Here is a 21,082-nt window from a genome sequence, read left to right as displayed (position 1 = left end):
TGCTATAATTACAATTGATATTACCAATTTATCTAATTCAGCTTAAAAATATGCTTAATTCAACTAAAATTATTTTGAATTGTTGTAAAAGCATGAATCAATGACTCATGCTTTTATAATAGTTTAAACAAATTAATGATTTTTGTGCGACCCCAATATAATTAGCAATAACTTCACATTTAACCATCAATAAAAAATAAATATTTTTCTCTTGTTCACTCAAACTTTCAAAGTTTGCCTGCCCTTTAGCAATAACTATATCGGCACTTCGGTATATCCTTTTAAATTCATTACTCGTACGTTCTAATACCGTACCCAAAGAATTATCACCATTACTGATAATTGTAGCGTATTCATCCATTCCAACAAAATATGCATCAGCTTCAATTGAATCATTTACTACTGGTTTTCCTCTTACACCAAAATATATATCAATCTCCGGATTGAGTTTTTTAATTCTTCTAATTAATAATTTATCAAGACAAATTTCACCACAATTATCACCTAAATATAAAAGTACCTTTGCACTTTTTATATCAGTTATCATTTCTTCAAGCTGATTAATTGCTAATTTTAATTGATCAATATTTTCAAACCACTTATCAATGTCTTTAATTTGGGTATTATAGATAGGACTAAAATCAATAATATTTCCAATAATTGCATATTTAACAGCCGTTTCAAAAGAGTTGATCTTATTTTCAAATTCAGTACTACGTGATAAGAAAAGTTCGTTATAATATTTCCGAAGTTCAAAATATGGATCCTCATCATTAACTTGCTGCTTGATCATTTCAAATGTAGCACCAATTATCTCTGGATTAGTTTTAGTAAAATTTAGTTTTCCCAAATACTGAAATACTCCTCGATAAAACATATCACGATTTTTTATATTTGTAATATTGGCCACTTTAATAACTTGACTGATCAAGCATGGTAAACAATTTTCATTTATTTTCATTCGACTCACCCTCCTTTAGCATAGCATTCTTATATTTAAATAAATATTATTTCCAAAAAATGGAAATTCTATTTTATCAAATTTTTTTGATATTTCATAAAAATCAAATCAACAAGACATTGCAAAGTATAGTTATATAAATCATGTTTTATTGGAACCAAAATAACTTCATTGACATATTCGAGCTCCTGCACTAAATTATTTTTAGTAATTACGTAAACCTTTGCTTTACTACTTTTTAAATAATCATAAGTATGATAAAAACGTGAATAGCCATTTTTCATGACATAGTTACCAGAAAAGCTAAAAATTACAATTAAAGTATTACTATCTGCACTTTTAATAAAATCTAGTTGGTCTTGAAAGTTAGTGTAAGAAATGCAAATTTTTCCCCAGCCAATTAAATTATACTGTAATTCTTTTGCTCCATTATCACTATTTAAAATTCCAAAAATTGCTATTTTTGGATATTTGTAAAAATCATAGACAAGTTTATCCACTCGACTTTCATCAAAATTCTGATAAAAATATGTAATCTCCTCAGTAACCATTTTCTGATATACTCTATAATCAATTATTTCTCTTTGTAAACCTGTATGTCGCTTTTGCTCCCCGTGATATACCAAGGCTTCTTTAAAATCAGAAAAAGATTCAATCCCTAACGATCGTACAAATCGGCTTACTTGCGATATTGAAACATTTGTATTTTTCGCTAACTCACTAATTGATAGACTATTAATATTTTCGTGATTTGCTATTAAATATTTAGCAATATCACGATCAACTACACTGTTGTGAGAATTATTTATTACATTTATTAACATTGTTGTCACCAAATTCATCCAATTTCTCCTATTCATAATTCAATACCAGGCTTTACTATTGTTTTTTATAAAAGTAATTTCATTTTGATAATAATTAATCTCATTATTTTTTGAAAAGCTTTATTTCCAGCCAATACCTCATGATTAGTCAAATTACAAAGTTCTTCGATTCAACATATCCCCCAAATAAAGAGATTATCTGGTATAATCATTCCGTAAGCTTTAAAAAATATTTTTATTCTTTCTTTTCTAAACAAAGTATCATTTGTCTTATAATCTCTTATTGTTCCATCCGAATTAGTCTGATAACTAGCATCATTGTGACAATATAATCTGTCCAAACAATTGCATGACAATTAAAAAAGTTGTTACCAGATACATATTCATGCAAAAAAGATAATATCTCACGATTATTTTCATCATCGCCTAAAAATCTTGGAACTCTATTACACTTTTTAAATTCTAAATATTGTGAAAAATCATGGATATAAGGTTTCCAATAGCTGTTACGATAGATTCTATCCCCTTTCTTTTCAATAGTTTGATTTACGTTTCCATTTAACCTTTCTATTTCTTTATTCCATGTAATATAAATACCTATTTATCATTAAAATTATCTTATCATACAATTTAAAAGGCAACAATTAAATGATCCATATCATTTCTATTTACAAGCTGCGATATGGATCAATAAACATAAATTTAGTTTTTATCCGCCATTTTTTAAATACTTAATTAATATGTTATCAATAACTAATGAATTATCCCTATTAGGATTAATAATTATTGCATTTTTCTCTTTAAATCTTTTCATTAACATAAAACAATCATAAATACTCAAAGTAACAAAATAGCGATATTTTGAATTGAATAAAACAGGACTAGAATATACAGGTAAATAATTTTGAGTAGTTTCTCCAGATAAATTATCTAAAATCATTATTAGATCATCATTGGGGATCTTTAGTAATTTTTGTTTTGAAATCTTAATTGTCGAAGGCATATAAATTGGTTTTGATTTTAAATAATCAAGAATATCTTTTAAACGATTGAGTTCAATATCATGATTGTATGCTTTTATTAGCTGGTTTAAATTATCATTAGTTTCTATAGTCATATACTCACCGACTTTCAAATTGATTTTCAAGGATATTATTGTAACATATCTAAGCTTATAAAGAAACGCGTTATTCACCTTTTCTTATACATTATGTTTAATACTAAATGATACGCGACTACCTTGCAATCACAGAGTAATTCACAAATTGTGAATTACTTGTGCATATTCTTAAATATTATAAAAAATGATGATATTTAACCATCATTTATATTTTTCTAAGATTTTATTCATTTCAAGATCATCGGTAATAAATTTACAATCAGGATCACTTTTAATTGATGTCACAAGCATATTTTTCATTTCTTGAACAAAGGTCTGATCAATTTTTTTTGCTGTAATATGGCGATATAAAGGAGAAGTATTGATATTCCATCCTTTATTAATTGCATTGAACATTTCTTTTAATATTTTTAAACACTCTAACCGTTTTTTACGATTTATACATAATTGAAAATGTGCAGTATAACTAGAATATTTCCATAATCCAAAAACTTCATGCATTTCTTTATATATATCGGCGATTATTTCAGCATCATCATACCGCTCTTGTTTAATTGCAATCTCCATTAAAGTTAAAAGCATAGTTGGAATCTCATTAACTGTCACTAAAAGTTTTTCTTCTTGTAATTTAGCGGCTGCTTCTAATTTTGCTTGAGCTATGTAGAGATTGACTAACTTTTGTTTTTTATCTATTAAATGTTGTTCTGGTAATTCATTAATTAGCTTCTCAGCCTGTTCAAGTTTCCCTTGATTAATATACTTGTTGATCAAAACTGCTTGAGCTTGATTTTTAATCATTGGATTGTCACTAGTTAAACACTGTTCCAATAAACTGTCAATTTTTTGCTGATATTTTATAGCTTCATCCATCTCGTTTAATGAAAGCAATCCTTCTAAAACAACTGCTACATTAACAATTAGATTATCACAAGTTGGATATTCATTTATTTTATCTATTGCAATTCTATATGCCTGCTGAAAATCTTTGATTGCAGCTAAATCGTTTAAAAACAACACAACTTCATAATCTGACAAATCATCTTTAAATGACAATAGAGTATTTAAGTCTGTTTTTAGGATTCTTGCTAGAGCTGGTAAAATAGTAATATCTGGATAACTAATCCCCCGCTCCCATTTATTGACTGCTGGCGTAGTAAGATTTAAAAACTTGGCTAATTGCTCTTGTGTATACCCTAAAGCTAATCGCTTTTCTTTAATTATTTCATTAATTTTCATTAATTTTCACCTCATTATAGTAATATAATAACATATGCATTCTAAGATACAATTGACCGTTAGTTACTATTGCTGGGAAAAAATAAACGAATTGTTAATTAAACTGTTACTTCCTCGCTACTTTGAATTACTTTTAATTCTTTACGTTTATAAATCCATCCACCAATAAAGACAATATTCGCAAAAAGCCACGCTAATGGATTTGCAAAACAAATTGCATTAAAACCAAATGATGAAACAAAAAAGAAAGCAACAATACAGCGAGCTATCATTTCCGCAACACCGCCAAACATTGCTAAAAAACTATAACCTAATCCCTGTAGTAAATTACGCAATATAAATAAAATACATAAGATATAATATCCCATCGAATTAATTAACAAATATTGTTTAATTTCTGCCATAATAACAACTTCTTTAGCATCGATAAATAACAATGATAGATAATCAGAAGTAAAGTAAACAAATATAAATACAATAGCACAATAAGCAGCGCCAATAATACAACTTACTCGTAATCCGGCGAAAATCCGTCCTATTTTATTTGCACCTAAATTCTGACCGCCATACGTTGCCATTGTTAACCCTAAAGTTTCTAATGGCTGAGTCAACATAACAGAAATTTTAATCGCAGCAGTAACTGCAGCTACAACATCTGAACCTAAAGTATTAACAGCAGATTGAATCACAACACTGCCAATTGCAGTAATCGAAAACTGCATTGCCATTGGTAAGCCCATTTGTAATAATCGAATACTGTGTTTTTTACTGAATTTTTTATCATCATGTTCGAAAGTTAAAACGTCGGTTTTCTTTTTCATATAAATATAGCAGGCTGCTCCAGATAGAAATTGGGCAATTACTGTTGCATAGGCAGCTCCTACTGCTCCCATATCAAATTGAGTAATAAAAATCAAATCTAGAACAATATTAATTATTGATGATAAAATCAAAAAATATAACGGTGTCCTTGAATCTCCGATTGCTCTTAAAATACTTGATAAAATATTATATAGCATTGTGGCAAATAATCCAATAAAGATAACCACGATATAATCATATGCCTGCTGATAAATATCACTTGGTGTTTGCATCAACTCTAAAACTGATGGTAAAGCAATAACAGTAGCAATTGTCATAATTGCTGTAATCAACATACATAAATAAAATGAATTAACTATGTATTTTTTCATGTCTTGTATTTTTTTACCACCAAAACTTTGGGCAATTGGAATTCCAAAACCACTACATATACCAATTCCAAAACCAATAATCATAAAGTTTAGTGATCCGGTCGACCCCACAGCTGCTAAAGCTGTTTTCCCAACATATTTCCCAACAATAATTGTATCAACCATACTATAAAACTGTTGAAAAATATTACCTATTACTAAAGGTATCCCAAAAGCAATAATCAGCTTAAGAGGACTACCTGTCGTCATATCCTTTTTCATCATTTTCCCTCCTTAAACATGTTTATTTATTATACATTATTTTCTAACAATGTTAAGAAAATTTATAAATATGAAAAACTATTTATATCAAGTAATCACTTTATTAAAAAATATAGTTTAATACATTTATTGACTGAAATTGACAGTATCTTTAATTTATTATATATTCATTTGCAGAAGGTAATATTTATGTTAATATTTACTGCTTTATTAGATAGGAAAAAAAGAAAATGAGTTTATTAACAATTAAAGATTTATCTCATGATTTTAGAGATAAAATATGATATAAAAATGAACATATAGTCATCTTAGGAGCCAATGGTGCTGGTAATAGCATATTAATGAAATTGCTTACCGGTGCTTATTTACCAGAGTATGGTCAAATTATTTGGCATTCTAATATTAAAGTCGCCCACCTTAATCAATATGCTACTCTTAATCAAGAATAAATAATCAAAGAATATCTTAGTCCTGTCTACAATGAAGAATATTTTTTAGAACAAAAAATGCTAACACTGTATCAAAAAAAGAAGTTTTAATAATAATGAAGAACTTTTGACTTTAGCTGGTAGATATCAAGAAAAATTGATTAACAGTGGTTATTATACTATCGATACTTCAATAAATATGGTAACTGCAGGACTTGGGATTAATCTAATTGGACTTGATAAAAAAATTAATAAAATCAGTGGTGGACAATGTGCTAAAGTGATTCTAGCTAAATTGTTATTAGAAAAACTAGATGTTTTATTATTGGATGAACTTACTAATTTTTTAGACACTAAACATATTAATTAGCGAGTTGACTTTTTAAATAATTTTATGGGCACCTATATTGTTATCTCGCACGATTTTGATTTTCTAGATAAAATTACTGATTGTATTTTAGATATTGATTATTATACAATAAAAAATATCGTGGAAAATATTCATCTTTTTAAAACAAAAAAACGTCTTCGCACTGATTATCTAAGACGTTATCAAAAACAACAAAAACATATAAAAAACGGAACAATTTATCCGCAAAAATATAGCTGGGAATAATTCAGAAATAACTCAAGGAAGACGTAAACAATTAGCTCACTTTGAACGTCTAACATCACCTATTACAATTATAATACTAGATTTTAAATTTAAAAATCTACCACTTTTAACGAAACAAATTCTTAAAGCAGCTAATTTAACGATTGGATATCATAAGCCTTTACTTTCAAAGATCAGCTTTTCACTGTCCGCTCAAGAAAAATTGCCATTACTGGATTTAACAGTGTTGGAAAATCAACACTTAAAAAACGTTACTAGGTGAAATTATTCTGATATCAGGAACCTTTATTTTTAATGATCAAATAAAAATTGCTTATTATAATCAAGATTTAATTTGGACTAATGATTATCAAACACCGTTAGAAATAGTTCACGATAGTCATCCTAAATTAGGCATTAAGACAATTCGAACCAATCTTGCACATTTCAATATTACAACCGATCTTATTGATAAACCAATTATCCAATTAAATGGTGGTGAGCAGACAAAAGTAAAATTATGTATGTTGCTATTATTACTAGCCATTTATTGATTTTAGATGAACCAACTAATCATCTAGATCAAGAAATAAAAAAAGCATTGGCAAAAGCAATTAAAAATTATTCTAGTAGTGCTATTTTAGTTTGCCATGAGCCTGATTTTTATCAAGAATTAGTTGATCACATAATTAAAATAGAAAACTGTAATTTCTAATAAAAACCTACATAGTAGTTAATGATCTGATGCCTCTTTAATATTCAGCGTTTCATTTATTTACACAGTCTGCTTTAGAAGTACCATACCATAACATCTACTAGTAGGTTTTAGATTTATTAAATTTGAAAATTTTACTATAATAATTTTTTTCTTAATTCATCACCAGATTCAGGATGTAAGTAAGCAGGCGCTATATCAAAAACAGTTTTACATCCATGTTGACCCTCTTGATACATCCGATGCGCTGCTCGAGCATATGCAACTAATACACTTGACGTGAATTCCGGATTTGAATCTAAGGTTAATTTATACTCAATTACATGTTTGTTTTCTTGTTCGAATCCAGTTGTACCGCTTCTTAATACAACCCCTCCATGAGGAATTCCTTGGTGATCACGTAATAATTCAGCTTCACTTATAAAATGAACAGTAGTATCATAGTCTGCAAAATAATTAGGCATTGTCTTAATTTCTTCTTCTATTCTTTGTAAATCAGCCCCTTCTTCAGCAACAACAAAGCATTCACGAGTATGTTTTTGACGTGTTACTAAAGTTGGATTCTCCCCATTACGAACACTTTGAAGAGCAGCTTCTACTGGAATAGTATACTGTCTTGCATCCTTAACTTCGTCAATTCTTCTGATTGCATCAGAATGTCCCTGACTAACCCCTTTTCCCCAAAAAGTATAATCATGACCCTGCGGTAAAATAGCTTGTCCATAAAGACGGTTTAATGAAAATAACCCTGGATCCCAGCCAACAGAAATAATACTTATATGTTTATTCTTTTTACTTGCCTCATCAACATTAGCAAAATGTTCAGGGATTTTAGCATGTGTATCAAAACTATCAACTACATTAAAATATTCTGCTAATTCTACTGTTTGTTTTGGTAAATCATTGGCACTACCACCACATAAAACAAGAACATCAATTTGATCTTTCATATCATAAACTTTATCCATACTATAAACAGGTACATCACTATGTGTTTTTACTGATTTAGGATTTCTTCTTGTAAAAACCCCAGTTAGTTCCATATCTTGACTATGTAATACTGCACATTCTACCCCACGTCCTAAATTTCCGTATCCTACAATTCCTATTTTTATCATGTTTCCACTCCTTATATTTTTTAATATTTTATCATTCTTTTATCAAAAAAACACGAATATGAAATTTTTCTTACATCAATATATTTTTTTCTCATATTTAAACTTCTACTATTAAATATATTTATTTTGGCAACTAATAACTATTAGCTAAAAAGGGGAGGAAATGATTTCAACAAAAGAAAAAATATTATTAGAAGCACTAACTTTATTTTCAAAAAATAGCTACGATGCAATAACTGTTAACCAAATTGCTCAAATCGTTGGAATCAAGGCTCCATCACTGTATAAACATTATCGAAGTAAACAAGAAATTTTTGATGCAATTATATTAAAAATGACCGGAATATCGCCTAAACAAGATATGAACCGTCTCATTAACATGGATGAACTGGAATTGATCAATATAGGTAAAAATATGTTTACGTATTTTCTTCATGATGTGGTGCAAAGCAAATTTAGAAAAATGCTTACAATCGAACAATTTAAAAATAAGAATTTAGCAGACCAATATATCAAACAGTATTTTGATTATTCCTTATCATACCAGCAATATATTTTTTCTATTTTAACTAAACAAGACATACTAAAAAAACGAAGATTCTTATATTATTGCCCTCCATTTTTATGGACCAATCTATTTTCTTATTTCACTATGTGACGGCGCCCCAGAACGCGAGCAAAAAGCAATAGATATTTTAGAACGTCATATTAGGCAATTTAATCATGTATATATTAATTCAGGTAGGTAATTATGAAAATATACAAGCAATCAAAAAATATGATCTACGGTAAAATACGATGAATCGAATCAGAGTCTTTTCTAGCGGCTTTTTATTCGTATTTGCTATATATTGTCTTTTAAAAAACCCTAATCTTCCTTTTAACTTAACCTCTTGGGTATATCTTTTAACAACTATCTATTTTACAATCTTTCCTATTAAAGATATGATAGCTGCATTTAACACTACCCTATATAAAGGTCGTCAGTTTTCAAAAAAATACTTTCCTAATAATCAGTTAGATTAGATAAACTTTAAAAACATCGTTCAAGAATATAATAAAAGAGCTTTTTGGTTATTGGTTTTTTAGCTTATTTTCCTATTGATTCCAGGATTTTTATATTTAACAGGGTATCTAGAACGGATCTGGATTTTCGTTTTCTTTGCTCTATCTAACTTCTCTGTATTTTTTGCTATTTTTGGCTGGTGCCCTTTTAATTCTATTTTTATTAAACCCGAATGCTGTATGGAATGTCATATTTATAATTGGGATTCTTTTTTTCAATATAGTTTTCTTATCTTTATTCCCTCACCATATACAATTTGGCTTTTTTGTTTAGGGTTTCTATGCTTGAATGGGTATACATGCATTATAAACATCCAGAACACTTTTATAAAATCAGTAACAATAATTTAAGTTGTGAAAACTGTGACCTTGATGCCTGTCGAAAACATAAAAAGAAACTATTTCATAAACCCCTTAAAGATGAATATCAAAATAAATAAAAAGACAACTACAAAATCTAATATATTTAAAGTTGCCCTCTTATTTATATGATTTTAAAATTAATTTAATCAAGCTTTGTTTTACTTAAAAATTATTATAGAATTTATTTTATATTAATAATTTCCATGAGTATTTTGGGAATATCATCATAATCATCGATCCAAATGACATTTATCCCCAAACTATTAAAATAATCATTTCGATTTTTTAAATGAAAATTTTGATAGAGTAAATATGCATTACTATCTTTACTCATTGAATTTGGTAATTTTATATCTTCTTTTTTTAGAATTGCATAATGTTTAGCCTCACTTTTATCATAAGCAATATCTAAGAGTCTTCTCATATTTGGATCAGACAATGAACACCCGATGAATAAACAATTTTTTTCTCTTAATGCGTTGATTTGTTTTATATTTGACCAATTATATACATCATTATACATTTTATGATATTGTTCTTCAGAAAAAATAATTCTTTCTAAATCAACTTCATCAGGTGTAGCCTCTTTATCAATATATCCATGTACATGATAAATATTGACATAATTTTGATTTTGTATTTCTTCATAATTAGTAAATTTTTGATATGCAATATATTTTTGTTCAAATTTTCTTTCTAAGAGATTATCAAAATTAAAGGTAATAATATCTTTAATGTAGACACAATTTTCATATCTGATCAAATTTGTTAAAACTTCAAATAAATCATTATTAATATTAATTGATTTCTCGTTATGATAAATAGATTCTTTTAATAATTCAAGATATATTTCTGGCTCGATATTTTGCTTGATGAATCTAGTTTGGCTTATTGGCGAATTATCACTATTAAGTTTTGCTATTCTTGCTAATTCATCAACAATGTTATCATCCAAATTTTTCTTTGATTCATTACGAAACCTATTTACTAAAAAACTAGCTACTAACTCATCCCAAGATGGCATGTTTGCTGACATTGATACCCCTGCACCTAAAAATAATGCTACCTTATAGTTATGATATTTTTTTGATAATTCTTTTATGTACTTATCGTTATTAGCTGCAATATCATCACAATTCTCTTCAATGATATCTATATTCTCTTCTAACTTTGAAATCGGAATATATACTTGATTATTTCTTACTGCCAAAACAACCGCTTTATCATCAATGTTTTCTCCATTATATATATCACTGATTTTCCAAATTCCTCGACTAATATTCAATATTAGCCCATATTTTTTTAGATATGTTCTTGCCCATGACGATCTATATGAAAATTCAGATTGCTTGGTATCTTTATGTTTTAATTTTAAATCTAACTCGCCTATATTTAATCGACTAATTAAAGTCTCATCAATTTCCCTAATTGACATCTCTTTTTTTGATTCATATAAAATCTCCAATGTTGGGATAATTAAATCACTAAAATCCACCATTTTGATTCCCCCTATTATTAATATATTAGTTTAGTTATCTTTTAAAGTATAGCAATTCCAAATATACTTATGCTTTGATTGCCCATCTCATTTTAGTTGACTTAGCTCGGCTATTGATATGACATTCCTCTTTACTTGGTCTAATTACATTTCTAGCAACATCTCTATATAGTCCAAGATTTTTCATTTCTTTAAATGCCTTTTTAACAATTCGATCTTCACCAGAATGAAATGTTAATATCGCCACTCTTGCACCTGGTTTAAGAATCGTTGGGAGTTTTTCCATAAACTCTAAAAGTACATCGAATTCACGATTAACTTCAATCCGTAAAGCTTGGAATACCCGTGCAGCTGATTTCTTCACTATGTCTTTTCGTTCTGTCACTGGAATAGAAGACAGGCTTTTTTCAATTATTTTATACAGTTGTGTTGTCGTTGTAATTAATTGGCCTGATTTTAAGTATGAATCAATATTTCTAGCTATTTCTTTTGCGTATGGCTCATCAGAGTTTTCAATAAAAAGCTGCTCTAACTGATCTCTATTTAACTCTTGTAGCTTAATAGATGCTGGAACTCCTTTTTGAGGATTTAATCTTAAATCTAAGGGACCCTCTTTTTTATAGGAAAAGCCCCGTTCTGGATTATCTATTTGCATAGATGATACCCCTAGATCAGCTAAAACAAAATCAAACAAACCAACCTCTTTTGATATGATATCAATGTCTTTAAAGTTACAATTTTTTATTGTTAAAACATCTTCGCCATATCCTTTACCTAATAAGCGTTCTTTAGTTTTTATACTTTCAATTGGATCAATATCTAAAGCATACATATGACCAGTATAATTTAAACATTCCAGCATTTTTAAAGTATGTCCGCCATAGCCTAAAGTACAATCTAATCCTATTTGCCCTTCTTGAATATCTAAAAATTCTAAAATTTCATCAACCATGATTGATAGGTGCATACCTACTGGCGTGCTACCTTTTTTAATTACTTTTTCAATTGTTTCTGGATATAATTCTGGATTTAATTCTTTATACTTCTCATTGTATTTTTTAGGATGCGTTCCCTTATATCTAATCCTTCTTTTATGTTTAGGTTCCATAATTAGATTCCTCTCTTTTTTAGCTACTAATTTTTTATTTACTAACAACTATCTTATCATCATTAGATAGTAAATGTCTAGGATATATGCAAATCATCTATGCTTACTGAGATAATCAAAAATATTTATTAAGTAATTTAGAAAATTTTATATAAAAAGGATAAAATGTTTTAAAACTAACCTTTTATCCTTTCTTCAAAATTATCCTCTTTATATAATTTTTTCATTTCTACTGCAGTATTATTACCCAAATAAAATGCAATGGGTAGAACTCTCAATTTTTTTAATTTTAAGTAACGATTTTAATACTCTTTAAATTCCTCATATCAAAATTTATTGATATCTTTTAATATAAAACAGCATATTTATACAACACTTTATTATATATACAAAGCTTATAATTGATTATATTTTTTACTATTTCCTTTAGCTTTTTCAACAGGATATTTCTTTTCAGTCTTTTTCAATTTCTTTAATACTATATCTTCCAAATCAACATCTAACTTATCAGCCATCAAAATACAATAATTTACCACATCAGCCAATTCATCACATACATCTTGCTTATTAAAGCTATTATCCCATTGAAAACACTCTAATAATTCACCTGATTCAATTGCAATACTTTTCGCTAAATTCTCTGGAGAATGGAATTGATCCCAATCCCTATCCTGATTAAACTTAATTATCTCTTCTCTAACTTTTTCTAACATTCTCTTTACCTCTTTTAAGTTTTAATTTTAGATATTCATTTAATTCTTTGTTTGTACAATATATATAGCATCCTTTTTGTCCCCTAGTAAGAAGTGTTCTATATGTATTCTTTATAATTTCATCTGCTAATTTTAGAGCACTTTCTTTATCATTTTTATATTGACCTTTTAAACCACGAATTGATCTATCCGTAGGTGCCCGTTTAAAAAAATCTGTAATAATCTTGCCATTTTCATAACGTAAATCATCTCCAATAATGACTCCTACATAATCAAATTCCAATCCTTGACTTGTGTGGATACACCCTACTTCGTTTATAGATTCCTCATCAATTGCCCAAGTTTTAGTTGATGCAAAATTCCATGACATCGAAAAGTCTCCAATTTCAATATCGTGAACATCTGATCTATTTCTACCATTTTTTTGCCATTTCCAACAATAGCCCGCTAACATTCTTGATTTATTAGCAATTTTATTCTTTTCGAAAATAGCTTTTTTTAATGCTAAAGGATCATCAAAGATTCTAACATCATAATCAATATCCAGTTCATCATTTGCAGTGTCTTCTATCTCTAAAACATTATCTACCCACGATAAATAAGCATCACTGCCATTACATCTAAATTGCGAAGTCAGCTTATCCTCATAAACAATAGCATTATAATATTTACACCATTTTTTTATTTCTTTACTTGAACCAATATCACTGGTTGTTACAATTTGATGATCATCAACAAAGAAAATTGAAAACTTGGCAGCATTAATAATCTCCTTAATTTGATTTTCTCCATTATTTTGATACATTCCAGATTTTGCATTTAAGCGATGTGACTCATCAACTATTATACAATCAAAATCATTTTCATTCGCATTTATAAAAACACCTGAACCTTTAAATAAATTATTAATATAAACCTTTTTATATCCACCATCAGTTAGTTTCTTTTGATATACTTCACGAGGTGCAGAATTTTTAGTTACATAAATAGTATTTTTATCTCGATTGATCAATTCAACTAACATATTAACTGCGATAACTGTTTTACCAGTTCCAGGACCACCATGAATAATATAAACTTGTTTTCTAGCAGAATTTTCTTTAGCAATAGCAAGAGCTTTTTCATAAGTAACTTTTTGTTCATCTAACAAGGTAAACTCTGGTTTACCCTTTAACATATTAGTTAAACTATCCTGTAGTGATTTACTCGGCTTAATTTTACCACTATCAATATGATACATTACATCAGGATTGCCCTTTTTTACATATCTAGCAATAAACATTGCTAATTTTTTAGTATCACCACGGGTAAAAACAGGGGCTTTATCTAAATAATATTCATAACATAAGTCTACTAAATCATCATATTCTTTCTTTCGATAGTTATGTAAATAAGCACATGGCTGCAAATTAATTTTATATTTTCTTACATCTTCATTATAATCTTCAATTAAACTAACATATGACCATGCCTGATATGATGGATGAGCTACTGGTGTTAAATGACCATTTAATTTCGTTTCTACTAATCCATCCATATTTTCAATCTTATTTAAACTTTGCCATTGTTTTAATTCAATAATTATAGCACTTTCTCTACCTTGTTCATCTTCACCACTGACAATAAAATCAATTCTTTTATTAGAATTAGGTACTTTGTACTCTATTGCAACAATACTATTTGATGGTATAGCTTTATTTTCCAATACTTTATACATGTATTGCATTGAATTCATCCATGTTTGGTATTCGCTATAGCCTGTTCTTCTATTCAATCTTTCAAATACTAATTTTTCTATTTTTTCATCTATTTTATCATTATATACATCTAATAGAAATTGTTCTTTTGTTTCTTGATATACTATCATAACTTCACCCCAAATTAAAAACTATTTATTTAAGTATAACATAATATCAATAAATTAATGAAAACAAAATTATATGTTAATTTTCATTGATATTAATAAACTCCAAAAATAATATGCAGCTTCAAATAATACATTAATTAGAATCATCCATTATTTATGAAACTGTATGAATTAACACATATATCTTTTATATTATTATCTTATTTAAATATTGATTTCACTAAAATTAACCACTATTTTTATAGTTTAGTAAAAATAGACAACAAATGGAAATTATTTATACTATAATTATAATATCGTAGTTAATTCTACATTTTCTTGTAAAAGATTCCACTTATCTAAAATAAGTATTTTGCACTCTTTAGCACTTGTCATTTGAAGAAGATCGTCAACAGTAACGCAAACAATAAAACAACCTTCAATTGCCAATCGATAGATTTCTCTTTGTGCATCGCTAGTTATCCCGTTTGAGGCAAATAAAATTGCTGTTCTATTTCCTTTCAAATTAGAAATATGTGCGATATTTCTAATTTGGTGTACGCCTACACGCGAACTCCAATTTTTGCATTCAACCAAGATATATGCTCCCAATTGCCAAAGTTGATCATCTAATGATATATTTACAAGACTGATATCTATTTCTTGATTACATGTCCGAATTCTTCTACCAGTGATTTTTAAACCTTCTATATTGTTTAACACATATGCTATAGCATTTTCCCAAAGAATTCCTTTTATATAAGAATCATTTTCTTTCATAGCTTCATTTATTTGCTTTTTAAAATTATTAGCTGAAAATCTATTTTTATATGTATTTGGGGGAATCAATTCCCACAGATATGGCAAATATACATACCTTGAGTTCATTGTTTGGAGCAAATCTTTAGAAAGTACTGGCTCATCTTCTCCTTTAAGGAAACTACGGAAATTTACAATATGAATCAATAATATTTTGTAATATTCACTTTTAGAAATTAAAGAAGGGGCCTCCATTGTAATACATATATTTTTTCGAAGAAAATCTAAAAACTTATCATATATTTTGGAGATACTTACTTCATTCCACTCATTATCTGAAATAGCACATAGATAAAGAAACACTTTATGCCATTCTTCGCAAACATCATTTGGTTGAAACCATTGACCATATGCATAAATTGGGTTCATTAATATACTTTGTATATTTGATGAACAGAATCCACCTAAATCATCTGGATGTAATGTTTCTTTTAAATAAGAAAATTTCTCATTCATTGAAATCTGATGACCCCCTTCAAAAATGAATCGCCATGATTCATTCTCTTTGTTAGGAAGTGAGGCTATAACTTTTCTCCCAATAAAATCACGCACAAAGAAAGATCTTATCATCAATTGTCTACCACACAACATTGGTTTCTCGCGTTCTAGCCATATATAAATAATTTCATTCGTAATAGAATCTCCTACATAATCCGGTAAGCGGCTAGAACAAATTCCTTTGATAGTAAAATCGTTAAAATCGTAATTAACTTGTTTAGGAAAATGATCTAATTGTTCACAAAAAAACTCTTGAACACAGCGAAAAAAAACATTACCTGTTTTATCTAGCATTTTCGAAGATTTTTTAATATTTTTCCCAGCTATAATATTATTAAAATTATTCTTTAATCTTTTCTCTATCATAGAATATATTTGATTTGCTTTTTCTTTAACTCCAACAACAGCAAAAATATGTACTATTTCATCAACTTCATTAGCTATTGTTGAAGCCTCTATTACACGTTGATAAAAGCCATTTTCTAAACAGCTATAAGTATCAATGGATTGAATATGCAGCCTTTCATTTTCTAAATATCCATTAAGATATATGTATACTAATCCTGCTGAAACGATTACTTCTTTCATAATTTCATCACCATCCTTAAAAAATTTTAAATCTTCATCATAATAATAGCACATTAATTTTGTATCCTATTTCATAAAAAACAGATGTATCTGATTTACATATGGCAGCTCTTAGGACTATAAGTCCATCAAATTTTCTATACTCAATATTCTCTTTTTACAAAAAATACTTCTAATAACCTTTATTTAATACAACTTATCATTGTAGTTATAGAATATATCATTTTTTATTATATACCACATATGTTCTCATTGCTTAAAAAATAAATATTTTTACCAACTTGTCTTATTAGTTTAGACAGTCACTCTTTTGTAATCATATTTCTTTTATCTATATATTTATATTTCAATATTATTCTAAATGACTATTAAAAATTAAGCACTCAAAATATTCTAAAAAATATAAAACTATTTCTATAGATATTAGTATCACATAATTTAACTATCTAATAGGCAATGGTGGGATAATCATACCTAAAAACCAAATATTATAGAAATAATTAGCATCATAATAATAGCTCCTACCTTTTGAGCATTACTCTTGAAAGTATTCATAAACGGAACAAATAGCATTACTAAAAATGGTAGAAACGGACCAGATATGGATTTTATATTATTATCTATGACTTCTCAACTATCACTGTGATGATTTTTCATCTTATCCAAAATATCATCATACTCTCTCTTAGTTATATCTTTAGATTTTAATAAATTAAAATCTAAACTAGATATTTTTTTAAGTAAATCTACTCTTTTATTCATATCAATATAATATAAATAATTACTTTCTATATAATGAAAACTTATACTCATAATGTACAAAACAATAATAATCAAATATAAAATGAAGGCTTTCGAAAATTGACTTTTATTGCATCAAAAAATAATTTTCAAAATATATCTCATTGATCTTTTTAACCTCAACTTCTTCTATAAATTTTACAAAGGGTTTGCTTTGCTAAGCTAAGCACAATTATTATGCAAATTATTGATAATAACTTGATATCACAAGCTAGTACCATTCAATATCGTTTTAATAATTTGTAATCAATATTTTAAAGCGCATATCTATCATATTCTTATTCGAACTCGTCAAATTCATACAAATTTACTAATCTTTTTAAATTAAGATATAAGCGCTACTTCTCTTAATTTATAAATTTTCAATAATAATCCATATTTCAAAATCTAATAAAGTCAATTTAAGGCATTGACCCCGTAAGTATTTAAAGCTATTTAATTTTTATCCCGCAATTTTTTAGAGAGCTCAATTAAGAGCGTCCATGGTGTTTAATTTGATTAAATTTTCAACTCATCATCTAATTTATAAATATTAATGGGTAGAAAAAATTCATCAGTCATCATTTGTTGCTCATTAATATGAGCACTCAATGATAGATAGATTATAGTTAACAGATATTATACCAATGCAATTAATCAAAAAATGTGTATAATAAACAATGTATTATTTATAGGAGGTTTTTTATGATACTTGAACAAATAAATCCGGATCTACTTACTTTAGCTAAAGAATCTGATACAGTTTTACATGATATCTACGAAAAGATCGACTCTATTTGTCTAACAAATTCTAATCGAATCTTATCTGCTTTTATTGAAAACAAAGTCTCTTACTCAGATTTTAGTGATATCAACGGTTATGGAAACTATGATGAGGGAAGAAATAAGATTGAAAAGATTTTTGCAACGGTTCTTGGTTGTGAGGATGCATTAGTACGGCCTCAAATTATGAGCGGAACAAATGCCTTATACATAACTCTTTCAGCCTTATTGAAACATGGTGATACAATGATTTCATTGTCTGGTGCTCCTTACGATTCGCTTCAGGAAATGATTGGGATAAGCGGAGATTCAAGTCAGTCGCTAAAAGCTGCCGGAGTGAAGTATGAACAAATTGAATTAATTAATGACGATTTTGATGATCAAATGATTATTGAACGCTTAAAAGAAAAGAATATTAAATTAGTTGAAATTCAAAGATCTAGGGGTTATTCGCATCGTAAGTCATTATCGATAGCAAAGATTGAACGGATCATTAAAAAGATTCGTGAAGTAAATGATGAAGTAATTATTATGGTAGATAATTGTTATGGCGAGTTGGTAGAAACCAAAGAACCCGGGCATGTTGGTGCTGATATTGTTGTCGGATCTTTAATGAAGAATCTTGGTGGCGGGATTGCTCCAACTGGAGGATATGTAGCCGGTAATCAAAATTTAGTTTATATGGTAGCGGAAAGATTAACAGCTCCAGGAATTGGAAAAGATTTAGGGGCTAATTTCAATTTAAACAATGCTTTTTTTAAAGGAATTTTTATGGCACCCAATGCTGTAAAAAACGCATTAAAAACTGCTATATTTACAGCTTATATGTTGGAAAAACTAGAATATTCAAACGTATCTCCTCGCTATGATGAACCACGGACTGACATTATTCAAACATTAGAACTTAAATCTAAGGAGAATTTAGTAAGCTTTACTCAAGGCATTCAACAAACTAGTCCGATTGATTCATTTGTCCATGTTTTACCAGCTCCAATGCCAGGGTATCCTTTTGATGAAGTTATGGCTGCCGGCAGCTTTACTCAAGGCAGTACGATTGAATTAAGTGCTGATGCCCCAGTTATTGAACCATATACCTTATATCTGCAAGGCGGTTTAACTTTTGAGTATGGAAAATTATCTATTTTATTAGCATTATCAAATATGAAAAGGAAGTTGAATTAGCAACTTCCTTTTTGTCCACCATCAATTCGAATTACGGTATTATTAATAAAATCAGCTTCTTTGCTTACTAAAAACTTTACTAAATAAGCTACTTCTTGAGGATCACCATAGCGATTGACCATGATTTTTTCAACTTCTTCTTTTAAAAATTGCTCATCATAACCATTCAGTTCATTTTCCGTACCAATGAAACCTGGAGCAATGCAGTTTACATTAACAAAAGGTGCAAATTCAAAGGCAAGATTATGTGTCATAGAAATCAATGCAGCTTTAGATGCATCATAATCAATACACATCGGATAATAGGTATTAATGCCATTGGTCGAAGCAATATTAATGATTTTCCCATATTCTTGATCGATCATATGGCGATAAACACGTTTACTGCAATTAAATGCTCCTACTACATTTACATCTAATGTTTTTTTAAATTCTTCAGCATTTTTTAAATGAAATAAATTTGATAAATCTACGGCTGCATTATTGATCAAAATATCAACACCACCAAGTTTTGACTCAATCAAAGATACCATTTCATCTACTTTATCTTCCTTAGAAACATCTCCTGCAATAGCCAAACAACGTACTCCATAATCATCAATAATCATATTTTTTAATGCCTCAGCTTCTTTTTTAGATGTTAAATAATTAATTACAATATCATATCCTTGTTTTGCCAATTCTAAAGCAATTGCTTTGCCAATTCCTTTAGCTCCCCCAGTAATCAATACAATTTTATTCATAATTTTAAAAAAGAGCTTATTAAGCTCTTCCAGCATACTTTCCATCAGTTGTAAACACAACGATTTTTTCTCCAGTATCAATGAACTGAGGAACCCGTAATGTTAACCCTGTATCAGTAACGGCATCTTTTGTCTGGTTAGATGGTGCACCCTTGATGGCTGGATCCGTTTCAACCACCGTTAATTCTACTTTTTCAGGAACAGATACTGATAACAATAACCCGTCAAAGAACATTAATGAAACAGTTGAACCTTCAATAATATAATATTTATTGTCCCCTACTTGATCCTCTGCCAATTCATATGTTTCATATGTTTCTAGATCCATAAAATAAAAAGTAGCATCTGCTTCATATGAATATTGCGCATCTTTTCTTGAAATATTTGCTGCTTCAAACTTAGTCGAAGCATTAAAGTTTCTTTCTTGAATCGCTCCAGTTTTTAAGTTTCTCATCTTTGTTTTTAAGATGGCTGCTCCTTTACCTGGTTTTACATGTTGAAAATCCATAACTTGACAAGGATCACCATCAACAATCAAAGTTAATCCTGTTTTAAAATCACCTGCTAATATAGCCATATTTTCACTCCTAATCTTGCTCATATTAATATATACTTTATTCTATCAATTTTAACATCATTCCTCAA

The 21,082-nt window shown here is 28.4% G+C and carries 20 protein-coding genes; 6 read left to right on the top strand and 14 right to left on the bottom strand.

Features of this window, described 5'->3' with window-relative positions; genetic code table 11:
• Positions 1–97 precede the first annotated feature (97 nt).
• The 5 genes from KTF99_RS07515 to KTF99_RS07495 form a co-directional block, all read right to left on the bottom strand.
• Positions 98–961, bottom strand: a complete 864-nt coding sequence (locus KTF99_RS07515) for a damage-control phosphatase ARMT1 family protein (protein WP_003537694.1) — start codon at positions 959–961, stop codon at positions 98–100.
• A gap of 68 nt (positions 962–1,029) precedes the next feature.
• Positions 1,030–1,803, bottom strand: coding sequence for a MurR/RpiR family transcriptional regulator (locus tag KTF99_RS07510; RefSeq protein WP_008791698.1), 774 nt, complete (start codon positions 1,801–1,803; stop codon positions 1,030–1,032).
• A 691-nt stretch (positions 1,804–2,494) separates the two neighbouring features.
• On the bottom strand, positions 2,495–2,902 hold the full coding sequence (locus tag KTF99_RS07505) for an SseB family protein (RefSeq protein WP_008791697.1): 408 nt from the start codon (positions 2,900–2,902) through the stop codon (positions 2,495–2,497).
• A 204-nt stretch (positions 2,903–3,106) separates the two neighbouring features.
• A complete protein-coding gene (locus KTF99_RS07500) occupies positions 3,107–4,141 on the bottom strand; it encodes a helix-turn-helix domain-containing protein (RefSeq protein ID WP_009010106.1) in 1,035 nt (344 codons plus the stop codon).
• A gap of 98 nt (positions 4,142–4,239) precedes the next feature.
• Positions 4,240–5,595, bottom strand: a complete 1,356-nt coding sequence (locus KTF99_RS07495; protein ID WP_008791686.1) for an MATE family efflux transporter — start codon at positions 5,593–5,595, stop codon at positions 4,240–4,242.
• A 299-nt stretch (positions 5,596–5,894) separates the two neighbouring features.
• On the opposite strand from KTF99_RS07495, the gene KTF99_RS07490 reads away from it, so the two are divergent.
• The 4 genes from KTF99_RS07490 (at position 5,895) to KTF99_RS07475 (ending at position 7,333) form a co-directional block, all read left to right on the top strand.
• Complete coding sequence (locus KTF99_RS07490; RefSeq protein ID WP_081446373.1) at positions 5,895–6,044, top strand: ATP-binding cassette domain-containing protein; 150 nt, start codon at positions 5,895–5,897, stop codon at positions 6,042–6,044.
• 106 nt (positions 6,045–6,150) lie between these two features.
• Positions 6,151–6,393 carry an ATP-binding cassette domain-containing protein gene (locus KTF99_RS07485; RefSeq protein ID WP_003537689.1) on the top strand — a complete coding sequence of 81 codons (243 nt, stop codon included), beginning with the start codon at positions 6,151–6,153 and terminating at the stop codon, positions 6,391–6,393.
• Between the two features lie 24 nt (positions 6,394–6,417).
• The gene (locus KTF99_RS07480) at positions 6,418–6,639 is read left to right on the top strand and encodes a hypothetical protein (protein WP_009300304.1); all 222 of its coding nucleotides are present in this window, start codon (positions 6,418–6,420) and stop codon (positions 6,637–6,639) included.
• A 499-nt stretch (positions 6,640–7,138) separates the two neighbouring features.
• Positions 7,139–7,333 (top strand): hypothetical protein, encoded by a 195-nt coding sequence (locus KTF99_RS07475; protein ID WP_003537685.1) that lies wholly within the window; start codon positions 7,139–7,141, stop codon positions 7,331–7,333.
• 137 nt (positions 7,334–7,470) lie between these two features.
• On the opposite strand, the gene KTF99_RS07470 is transcribed toward KTF99_RS07475, so the two are convergent.
• Positions 7,471–8,451 (bottom strand): diaminopimelate dehydrogenase, encoded by a 981-nt coding sequence (locus KTF99_RS07470; RefSeq protein WP_003537683.1) that lies wholly within the window; start codon positions 8,449–8,451, stop codon positions 7,471–7,473.
• Between the two features lie 163 nt (positions 8,452–8,614).
• Between KTF99_RS07470 and KTF99_RS07465 the strand changes: the two genes are divergently transcribed.
• Positions 8,615–9,109, top strand: coding sequence for a TetR/AcrR family transcriptional regulator (locus tag KTF99_RS07465; RefSeq protein WP_029480087.1), 495 nt, complete (start codon positions 8,615–8,617; stop codon positions 9,107–9,109).
• A gap of 951 nt (positions 9,110–10,060) precedes the next feature.
• On the opposite strand, the gene KTF99_RS07460 is transcribed toward KTF99_RS07465, so the two are convergent.
• The 6 genes from KTF99_RS07460 to KTF99_RS17390 form a co-directional block, all read right to left on the bottom strand.
• Entirely contained in the window at positions 10,061–11,377 is a 1,317-nt protein-coding gene (locus tag KTF99_RS07460; RefSeq protein WP_009300303.1) for an SIR2 family protein, read from the bottom strand.
• Between the two features lie 67 nt (positions 11,378–11,444).
• A complete protein-coding gene (gene rsmH / locus KTF99_RS07455) occupies positions 11,445–12,485 on the bottom strand; it encodes a 16S rRNA (cytosine(1402)-N(4))-methyltransferase RsmH (RefSeq protein ID WP_029480089.1) in 1,041 nt (346 codons plus the stop codon).
• A gap of 395 nt (positions 12,486–12,880) precedes the next feature.
• Complete coding sequence (locus KTF99_RS07450; RefSeq protein ID WP_009010081.1) at positions 12,881–13,198, bottom strand: nucleotide pyrophosphohydrolase; 318 nt, start codon at positions 13,196–13,198, stop codon at positions 12,881–12,883.
• Positions 13,182–15,065, bottom strand: coding sequence for a DUF2075 domain-containing protein (locus KTF99_RS07445; RefSeq protein WP_029480090.1), 1,884 nt, complete (start codon positions 15,063–15,065; stop codon positions 13,182–13,184). Before KTF99_RS07445 ends, KTF99_RS07450 begins: the two co-directional genes overlap by 17 nt.
• A gap of 288 nt (positions 15,066–15,353) precedes the next feature.
• Complete coding sequence (locus KTF99_RS07440) at positions 15,354–16,949, bottom strand: restriction endonuclease (RefSeq protein WP_217215505.1); 1,596 nt, start codon at positions 16,947–16,949, stop codon at positions 15,354–15,356.
• Positions 16,950–17,579: 630 nt separating this feature from the next.
• Positions 17,580–17,711: a hypothetical protein gene (locus KTF99_RS17390; RefSeq protein WP_256443924.1), complete on the bottom strand. Its 132-nt coding sequence runs from the start codon at positions 17,709–17,711 to the stop codon at positions 17,580–17,582.
• 723 nt (positions 17,712–18,434) lie between these two features.
• On the opposite strand from KTF99_RS17390, the gene KTF99_RS07435 reads away from it, so the two are divergent.
• Complete coding sequence (locus tag KTF99_RS07435; RefSeq protein ID WP_009010078.1) at positions 18,435–19,694, top strand: methionine gamma-lyase family protein; 1,260 nt, start codon at positions 18,435–18,437, stop codon at positions 19,692–19,694.
• On the opposite strand, the gene KTF99_RS07430 is transcribed toward KTF99_RS07435, so the two are convergent.
• Positions 19,691–20,437, bottom strand: a complete 747-nt coding sequence (locus KTF99_RS07430; RefSeq protein WP_029480097.1) for an SDR family NAD(P)-dependent oxidoreductase — start codon at positions 20,435–20,437, stop codon at positions 19,691–19,693. The two genes, KTF99_RS07435 and KTF99_RS07430, sit on opposite strands and share 4 nt — an antisense overlap.
• 19 nt (positions 20,438–20,456) lie before the next feature.
• Complete coding sequence (efp, locus tag KTF99_RS07425) at positions 20,457–21,014, bottom strand: elongation factor P (RefSeq protein ID WP_008791678.1); 558 nt, start codon at positions 21,012–21,014, stop codon at positions 20,457–20,459.
• Positions 21,015–21,082: the final 68 nt, after the last annotated feature.

The organism is Erysipelatoclostridium sp. MSK.7.34 (genome assembly GCF_019041935.1).
GTDB classification, from domain to species: domain Bacteria; phylum Bacillota_I; class Bacilli_A; order Erysipelotrichales; family Coprobacillaceae; genus Thomasclavelia; species Thomasclavelia ramosa.
This window is presented reverse-complemented; position numbering and strand designations above follow the sequence as displayed.